We start from the raw sequence: 7,428 nt of genomic DNA, 5'->3' as shown, positions 1-7,428 counted from the left end.
GGTCCAGATGGACTTTTATTTTTATAAAGTGTTCAACTTGATTTTACAATCGGCGATTTAATAATTGCTAAGGAGAAAGAAATGAAGAAAAATCACTTTCGAAGTTTGGCTCTCTTATTAGTAGCGGCAGTAGGCTTGATTTCCTTTGCCAATACTAATGTCCCATGCAATAACCAAACCGTTTATGCCGTTTCAGATAAATCACTCGCTAATCTGAAATTTCATAAACAAGAAATTGTTACGGTCGACCATAATGAACCGCGCTTCTCTAAAAGTACGTTGTCAAAGAAAAATGGTCCCTGGCAAAAATACAGTAATTTAGATTACTTAAATAGAGCTCAGGCGGCTAATGCCCTTTTGAATAAGAGATTGATGCCCCATAGTCCAAGAGCCGGTTTGACTTGGGATCCAACTGGTTGGCACAACAAACGCATTGCTAGTGGCTGGCTTTACAACCGTTGTCACCTAGTTGGCTATCAATTAACCGGTCAAAATAATAATCCGCGCAACCTAATTACTGGAACACGTGAATTAAACGATCCAGACATGCTCAAGTACGAAAATAAAGTTGCCAATTATTTGAAAGACTCTTCAAGTAATTACGTTCGCTACAGAGTTACACCAATTTTCAAAGGTAATGACTTGTTAGCAAACGGTGTTGAAATGGAAGCTAAATCAATCGGCAGCAATGCTGTTGATTTCAATGTTTATATTTTCAATGAGCAACCTGGCGTAATCTTAAACTACAAAGATGGTACTAGTCGCGTTAAACATGGTTCAAGTACGATTGCTGAACATGTAAAAGCTAGAAGCCATCATGTGACTAAAGCAAGAACCATTCATAACATTAAGCACAAGATTTCTACTGCAAATTACCGTGTAATTGGTAACAAACGCAGCAAGATTTATCATGTTGCCAGTGGTGAAAACTATCATATGAGTTCAGCCAATGCAGTTTACTTCCCTTCAGAAGCTGCTGCTAGACGTGCTGGTTATCGTAAATCATTAAGATAATGAAAAAGAGTTATCTGCTTTTTTAAACAGATAGCTCTTAATTTTTTTATTGAACGCTCTTGCGCCCGCGTTGATAAGCTTCATGCAGTTCCGCAAAAGTCATATTCTTGCCCTTTTGATCAAAGACAACCAATACTTCTTGCACACCATCCAAAATTCTTGATAACCAGCGGAAAATTGTAGTTGCCGCACAGAACAAGATAAATAGAATGAACATTGCCTTATCAGAAATCATGGTCAGTGAGAACAGATTGTGTAAGAAGATAATCGCTAAAACTAACCCGGCGAATGATCCAATCATTACGCATAAACGGAATTTATTTAATGGAGCTGAAATGTGGTAAAGTACCATCATTCCCACTGCCACCAATAAAAGTGTTGCCGTTGTACCTACATCATTATGATCAAGCGATATATAGCCGCCTGCAACCACCAAAATACTTACCGCCAGCATATCGGTTACCCCACCAGGGATTGCTCTTGCCAAAATATTGGGAATAAATTGTCCGCGAATTCTATTGTGATTACTTTCTAGAGCCAACAAGAATGATGGTAAGCCAATGGTGAAGGCAGAAATCAAGGTAATCTGTGATGGCTGTAATGGATAATCAATGACCATTACGAGTGAGAAGATAGCCATCAAAAATGAGAAGATATTCTTTACCAAGAACAAACTGGCTGAACGCTGAATGTTATTAACTACGCGCCGACCTTCATTTACCACCTTAGGCATTCTAGCAAAATTTGAATCAAGCAATACTACTTGAGAGGCTTGAACAGCCGCACTGTTACCGGATGCCATCGCAATTGAACAGTCTGCTTTCTTCATAGCCAAAATATCATTAACACCATCGCCTGTCATTGCCACAGTATTACCTTGTTTTTGTAAAGCCTTAACAAATTTACGTTTTTGTTCTGGTTTCACTCTGCCAAAGACACTATAATTTTGAACTGCTTCTTCATAACCATCTTCTGGAATTTCGGAAGCATCAATATATGCATCTGAATTTTGGATACCGGCTTGCTGCGCTACTCGCGAAACCGTGACAGGATTATCACCGGAGATCACCTTAATAGCCACACCTTGTTTAGCAAAGTATTCAAAGGTTGCTTTAGCTTCTTTTCTAATCGGATTAGTCAAAAGAATGTAGCCATAGACTTCAACTGGCTTAGTCAACTTAGAATCATCTTCAGTTAAAATTCCAGGATAATCGGCCACAATTAAGACACGATAACCAGTCTTGGCATATTTTTCAAATTCAGCTTGGTATTCCTCAAATTGGTCTCTCAACACCATTTCTGGTGCCCCAATTAATAAGGTATGATCGTCAAAAATGACGCCGCTGTATTTATTAACAGAGGTAAAAGGTAAAATGCTGCTGGCTTTTTTGCCATTATTTTGAGTGAAAAAGCCGTGAACAGCCTTCATCGTAGCATTATCAGCTGGCATATTTTGAGCAAAATCACCAATTACATTATCCAAGTCACCTTGATAATTTTTGGAAGGAACAGCCTTTTCCACGCTCATTTTTGGCTCAGTAATTGTACCAGTTTTGTCAACGCACAATACGTTAACGCGAGCTAGAGTTTCAACACTCTTCATATCATGCAGCATTACCTGTTTGCGTGCCAATCTTACAGCAGAAAGAGCCAACGCGATCGTTGTCAAAAGGTATAAGCCTTCTGGAATCATCCCGATAATGGCTGCTTCCATGGAAACGATGCTGCGGTAAAGCGACATTTTATTAACGAAAAAGCTCATTGAAAAGAGGGCTATTCCCAGGGGAATAATAATGATTCCGACCCATTTAATCAATTTATTAATGGAGCGAACCATCTCTGATTGCTCACTATTTCCCATGGCTTTTGCTTTAATAGTTAATTTAGAAATATAGCTTTCTTTACCAACTTTTTCTAGTTGCATGTATGCAGAACCTGAAACTACGAAAGAACCAGACATCAATTCATCGCCCACTTCTTTAGTAATTTCATCGGATTCACCTGTTAACAGTGATTCATTGACGCGGATATTTCCTTTAATGACTTGACCATCGGCAGGAATCTGATCCCCAGTTTTCAATAAGACAATATCGCCCTTAACCAGTTTTTCAATCGGAACTTGCTCTTCTTTTCTATTACGCAAGGCTCCAATATCCGTGGCATTCATCACATTTAACTTGCTTAAAATTTTCTTTGCTCGAATTTCTTGTACAATCCCGATCACGGTGTTCAAGATAATTACTGGCAAAAAGGTCAAATCCTTATATGCTCCAACCACTACCAGCAAAATAGATAGAACTAAGAAAATCAAGTTAAAGTAGGTAAAAACATTTTCACGAATAATTTGCTTATTTGTTTTAAATTGATCGTCAACAGCTTTGTTGACTTCTCCAGCTGCAATTTTTTGTTCAACTTCAGCTGTAGTTAATCCTGTTTCTAAATTTGTCTTTTCTTCGTTCATTTTCTTTTCCTAAGTAAATATTTTTACGTACTATTATACCGAAGAAATAAAAGAGCCCGCAACTTGCAAGCTCTTTTTTAATGGATTTAATTTTTTCTTTACAGTTCTTCTAAATCACTATCGGCCTTACTTTCAACAATGAATTCTTTCATTACATTTTAATCTTTGATCATCATTTTTAGTAGCCGATTATTACTTTTAGTAGGAATTTCACCTACTTCATATAAAGCTACAGTAGAAGGGCTCCACCCTATTACTTTTGCAAATTGCTTTTACGTTAAATTCCACTTTTGTCGTAATGCTTTAATCTCTTCAGGTTTAACGAAATCAAACATTTCACGATATTTATCTTGAGCTATCTTTATAGCTGCATTATCTAGAGTCATATCTGGAACAACTTTTTGAGTACTATCATCAAATCATGCAGGCGCAGTTATTTTGATTTCTTTGCCTCTAATATTGAAAGTGTTGGTATAGTTCTTAATTGAAGTAGTCATAGCGTTCCCCTTAATATAACTAAATTATATAGGATTTCACTATGAATTCATAGTAAAGCATTAGCTAAAATTTTAGATGTAAAAACACGTTACTAACAATCATAGTAACGTGCTCTCTATTTTAATTCTTTCTCTGATAAGTCAAAAAAGTATAAGGATATTTATTCTTTTCATCGGCTTCATGATGTTTTTTCTTCACCAACTTAAACTGATCATAATCTATCTCTGGCATAACAGTATCTGCTTCAAAAGTAGCGTCAATCTCCGTTTTTTCCAAAACATCTACTTGCTCAAGCAATGTCTTAAAAATTGACACCCCACCAATCGCGCAAAGCTTTTCACCCTGATGATTTTGAATATAATCATTTAATTCAGCAACCGAATTAACAATCAATACCTGATCATTATCTTGGTACTTCTTTTTCAAATCTTGATCATGAGTTAAAACGATATGCTTTCTCTGAGGCAATAATCTTGGCAAACTCATGAAAGTTTTTCTACCCATGATAATTGGATGACCAATGGTTTTCTCTTTAAAATGATGCAGATCTGCTGGCAAATGCCATGGCAAATGTCCGTCTAATCCTATCTGATGTTTTTGGTCTTCTGCCCAAACATACTCGATCATCGCGTCCTCCTAAACTGCAACCGGCGCCTTAATCGTGCCATGATGCTGATAATCAACCACTTTAATATCCTTCATTTCAAAATCTTCGATATTTTTCTTTTCAGGATTAAGCCATAATTGTGGTGAATCATACGGCTTACGGCTAAGCAATTCTTCAACTTGCTTGAAGTGATTGCGATAAATATGGGCATCCCCCAATGTATGAATAAACTCACCAACTTGCAAACCCGTTTCTCGAGCAATCAAATTAAGTAAAAGCGAATATGATGCAATATTAAATGGCACGCCTAAAAACATGTCCCCTGATCGTTGATAAAGCTGTACACTGATTTTGCCATCAACCACATAAAACTGAAACATGACATGGCAAGGTGGAAGTGCACTAGTCGGAACGTCTTCAGGATTCCAAGCGGTAACAATCATGCGGCGTGAATCTGGCGTTTCCTTAATTTGCTTGATCACATCGGCAATCTGATCAATAAATCCGCCTTCCCGCTTTTCCCAATGTCGCCACTGCGCACCATAGACATCGCCTAAGTTGCCATACTTCTTAGCAAAATCTTCATCATCCAAAATCCGTTGATCAAACTTTTTCATTTCTGCTTGATAAATCTTGTTAAACTCTGGATCACTTTGACTGCGCAAGCCAAAATCCGTCATATCGGGACCTTGATATTCGCTGCTATTAACCCAATTTTTAAAGGCCCATTCATCCCAGATATGGTTATTATGCTCTAATAAAAAGCGAATATTAGTATCTCCTCTTAGAAACCACAACAACTCACTTTTAATCAGGCCAAATGGCACCTTCTTAGTAGTCAACAATGGAAAACCTTGCGAAAGATCGAAACGCATTTGAGCACCGAAATAACTCCTAGTACCTGTCCCCGTTCGATCATCCTTATCATATCCTTCTGTCATAATTTTCTGCAATAGATCTAAATATGGTTGTTCAAGAATCGCCATTTTTGTTCACCTTTCAAAAAATCATTTTCTATTACAATACCATAGATATAGTGGTTTTGATAATGCGATATAGTCATATTTAGTAGTTTATATAAATTAAGCAAAGAAAAAATCCCAAAACTTAATTTGGGATTTTTCTTCTAATTTTTCTTAAATTCACCTTTATGTCTTACCAAATATACGATTGTCGCAGCAATCAATACTAAGGCACCCACAATAACGGAAATTCTAGTATCCGGATTGATAAACATAAAGACAACGATGACTAAGAGCATTAAGAATGCGAAGTAATTTGAAAATGGATATAGTGGCAACTTAAATGGATGATTTGCCATTACGTCCTTATTGTGTCTTCTAAATCTAAGTTCAGCTAACAAGATTACAAACCATGGAATCATTCCCGGCAAAACTGATGAACTGAAAACTACTACAAACAAATCAGAAGCTGAATGATTAAATTGTGAAGCAATTACATTTAAAACAAAACCGATAAAAATACCACCTGAAATACCCATAATTGCACGATCTGGAACAATTCGCTTAGAAATGTGCTTGAAAATTCCAGGGGCTTCTTTATCATGTGACAATTTAAACAGCATTCGACTTGAAGAATAAATACCTGAGTTGGCACCCGAAAGCGCAGCCGTTAACACCACAAAGTTAATAATTGAGGCAGCTGCGGTAATTCCCACTTTAGCAAAAGTAGTTACAAATGGTGACCCCAGACTACTCAATTGATCCCATGGGTAAATAGTCACAATTACGAAGATGGCACCAACATAGAAAATCAAAATTCTGAATAAAACAGATTTAACACTTTTGACAATTGCTTCTTGTGGGTTGGCAACTTCCCCTGCAGAAATTCCTAAAAGTTCAATACCTTCATAAGAACCTACAATAATAGACATAGAGAAGAAGAAACCTTTAAAACCACCGGTAAAGAAACCACCATGTGCCCATAGATTGCTAAAACCGGTAGGTTTACCACCGTTACCCACGCCAAAGAAGATAACGATAAAGCCTAAAATGATCATTAAAATAATGGTAACGACTTTGATCATAGCAAACCAAAATTCCAAGGACGCATAGGCTTTGGCACTTGCAAGGTTAGCTAACAAAAGAAAGGCGATAATTATTATCCCCGACCAAAGCACGCTGATATTCGGCCACCAATATTTTAGATATTCGGTTGCGGCAACAACTTCGGACATCCCTACGACGATGTATTCAAAGACATTCGCCCACTCGGCAAGATACCCAGCTAAGGGATGCACGTATTCCGTTGCATAATCAGCAAATGAACCAGTACCTGGGTTGACATAGAGCATTTCCCCTAGAGCTCTCATGACAATGTACAAGATTAACCCAACAAACATGTAGGCTAATAATACGGACGGACCAGTCCATTTAATAGTTGATGTTGACCCCATAAATAAGCCGACACCGATTGCTCCACCAAGTGAGATCATCTCCATTTGGCCAGCAGACATGGTACGGCGCAGTTGGGGTGCGTTATTCTTTTTACTCATATAACAACTCCAAAAAAATCAGTTCTATCCTATTAAAATATTCTTCGATAAATTTAATTTTAAACTTGATGATTTGTCAAGAGAAAAAGAAAAAAAACTACCATTCATTACATGGTAGTTTGCTAAAAATTCTAAGGAGTGTACAGGATTTGAACCTGCGCGCCAAGGAAAACTTGGTTCGCCGGATTTCGAGTCCGGTGCATTACCACTCTGCCAACACTCCATAACGTTATCATTATAACTCATTATTATAGATAATCAAAAACAAACTAGAATTTGTAAGTGTCAATGTTTTTGCGGTAGCCTTTAAACCATTAGTCTAACCTTAATTTC

The 7,428-nt window shown here is 37.3% G+C and carries 5 protein-coding genes and 1 tRNA gene; 1 reads left to right on the top strand and 5 read right to left on the bottom strand.

What is annotated here, in order from left to right; translation table 11 throughout:
* Positions 1 to 81: 81 nt before the first annotated feature.
* The gene (locus CP368_RS08755; protein WP_098045981.1) at positions 82 to 1,014 is read left to right on the top strand and encodes a DNA/RNA non-specific endonuclease; all 933 of its coding nucleotides are present in this window, start codon (positions 82 to 84) and stop codon (positions 1,012 to 1,014) included.
* A gap of 46 nt (positions 1,015 to 1,060) precedes the next feature.
* Here CP368_RS08755 and CP368_RS08750 read toward each other — a convergent pair whose 3' ends face one another.
* The 5 genes from CP368_RS08750 to CP368_RS08725 all read right to left on the bottom strand — a co-directional run bounded on the left by CP368_RS08750 (position 1,061) and on the right by CP368_RS08725 (position 7,318).
* Complete coding sequence (locus CP368_RS08750; RefSeq protein ID WP_087235601.1) at positions 1,061 to 3,475, bottom strand: cation-translocating P-type ATPase; 2,415 nt, start codon at positions 3,473 to 3,475, stop codon at positions 1,061 to 1,063.
* A gap of 618 nt (positions 3,476 to 4,093) precedes the next feature.
* Positions 4,094 to 4,600: a dihydrofolate reductase gene (locus CP368_RS08740; protein ID WP_087175838.1), complete on the bottom strand. Its 507-nt coding sequence runs from the start codon at positions 4,598 to 4,600 to the stop codon at positions 4,094 to 4,096.
* A gap of 9 nt (positions 4,601 to 4,609) precedes the next feature.
* Entirely contained in the window at positions 4,610 to 5,566 is a 957-nt protein-coding gene (locus CP368_RS08735) for a thymidylate synthase (protein WP_098045980.1), read from the bottom strand.
* Positions 5,567 to 5,706: 140 nt separating this feature from the next.
* Complete coding sequence (locus tag CP368_RS08730) at positions 5,707 to 7,095, bottom strand: amino acid permease (protein WP_087235603.1); 1,389 nt, start codon at positions 7,093 to 7,095, stop codon at positions 5,707 to 5,709.
* Positions 7,096 to 7,229: 134 nt separating this feature from the next.
* Positions 7,230 to 7,318, bottom strand: a tRNA-Ser gene (locus tag CP368_RS08725).
* Between the last annotated feature and the right edge of the window lie 110 nt (positions 7,319 to 7,428).

Source organism: Lactobacillus sp. UMNPBX17 (genome assembly GCF_002553735.1).
GTDB lineage: Bacteria > Bacillota > Bacilli > Lactobacillales > Lactobacillaceae > Lactobacillus > Lactobacillus gallinarum.
The sequence above is the reverse complement of the archived record's forward strand: the minus strand, read 5'-3'. Positions and strand labels throughout refer to the sequence as shown.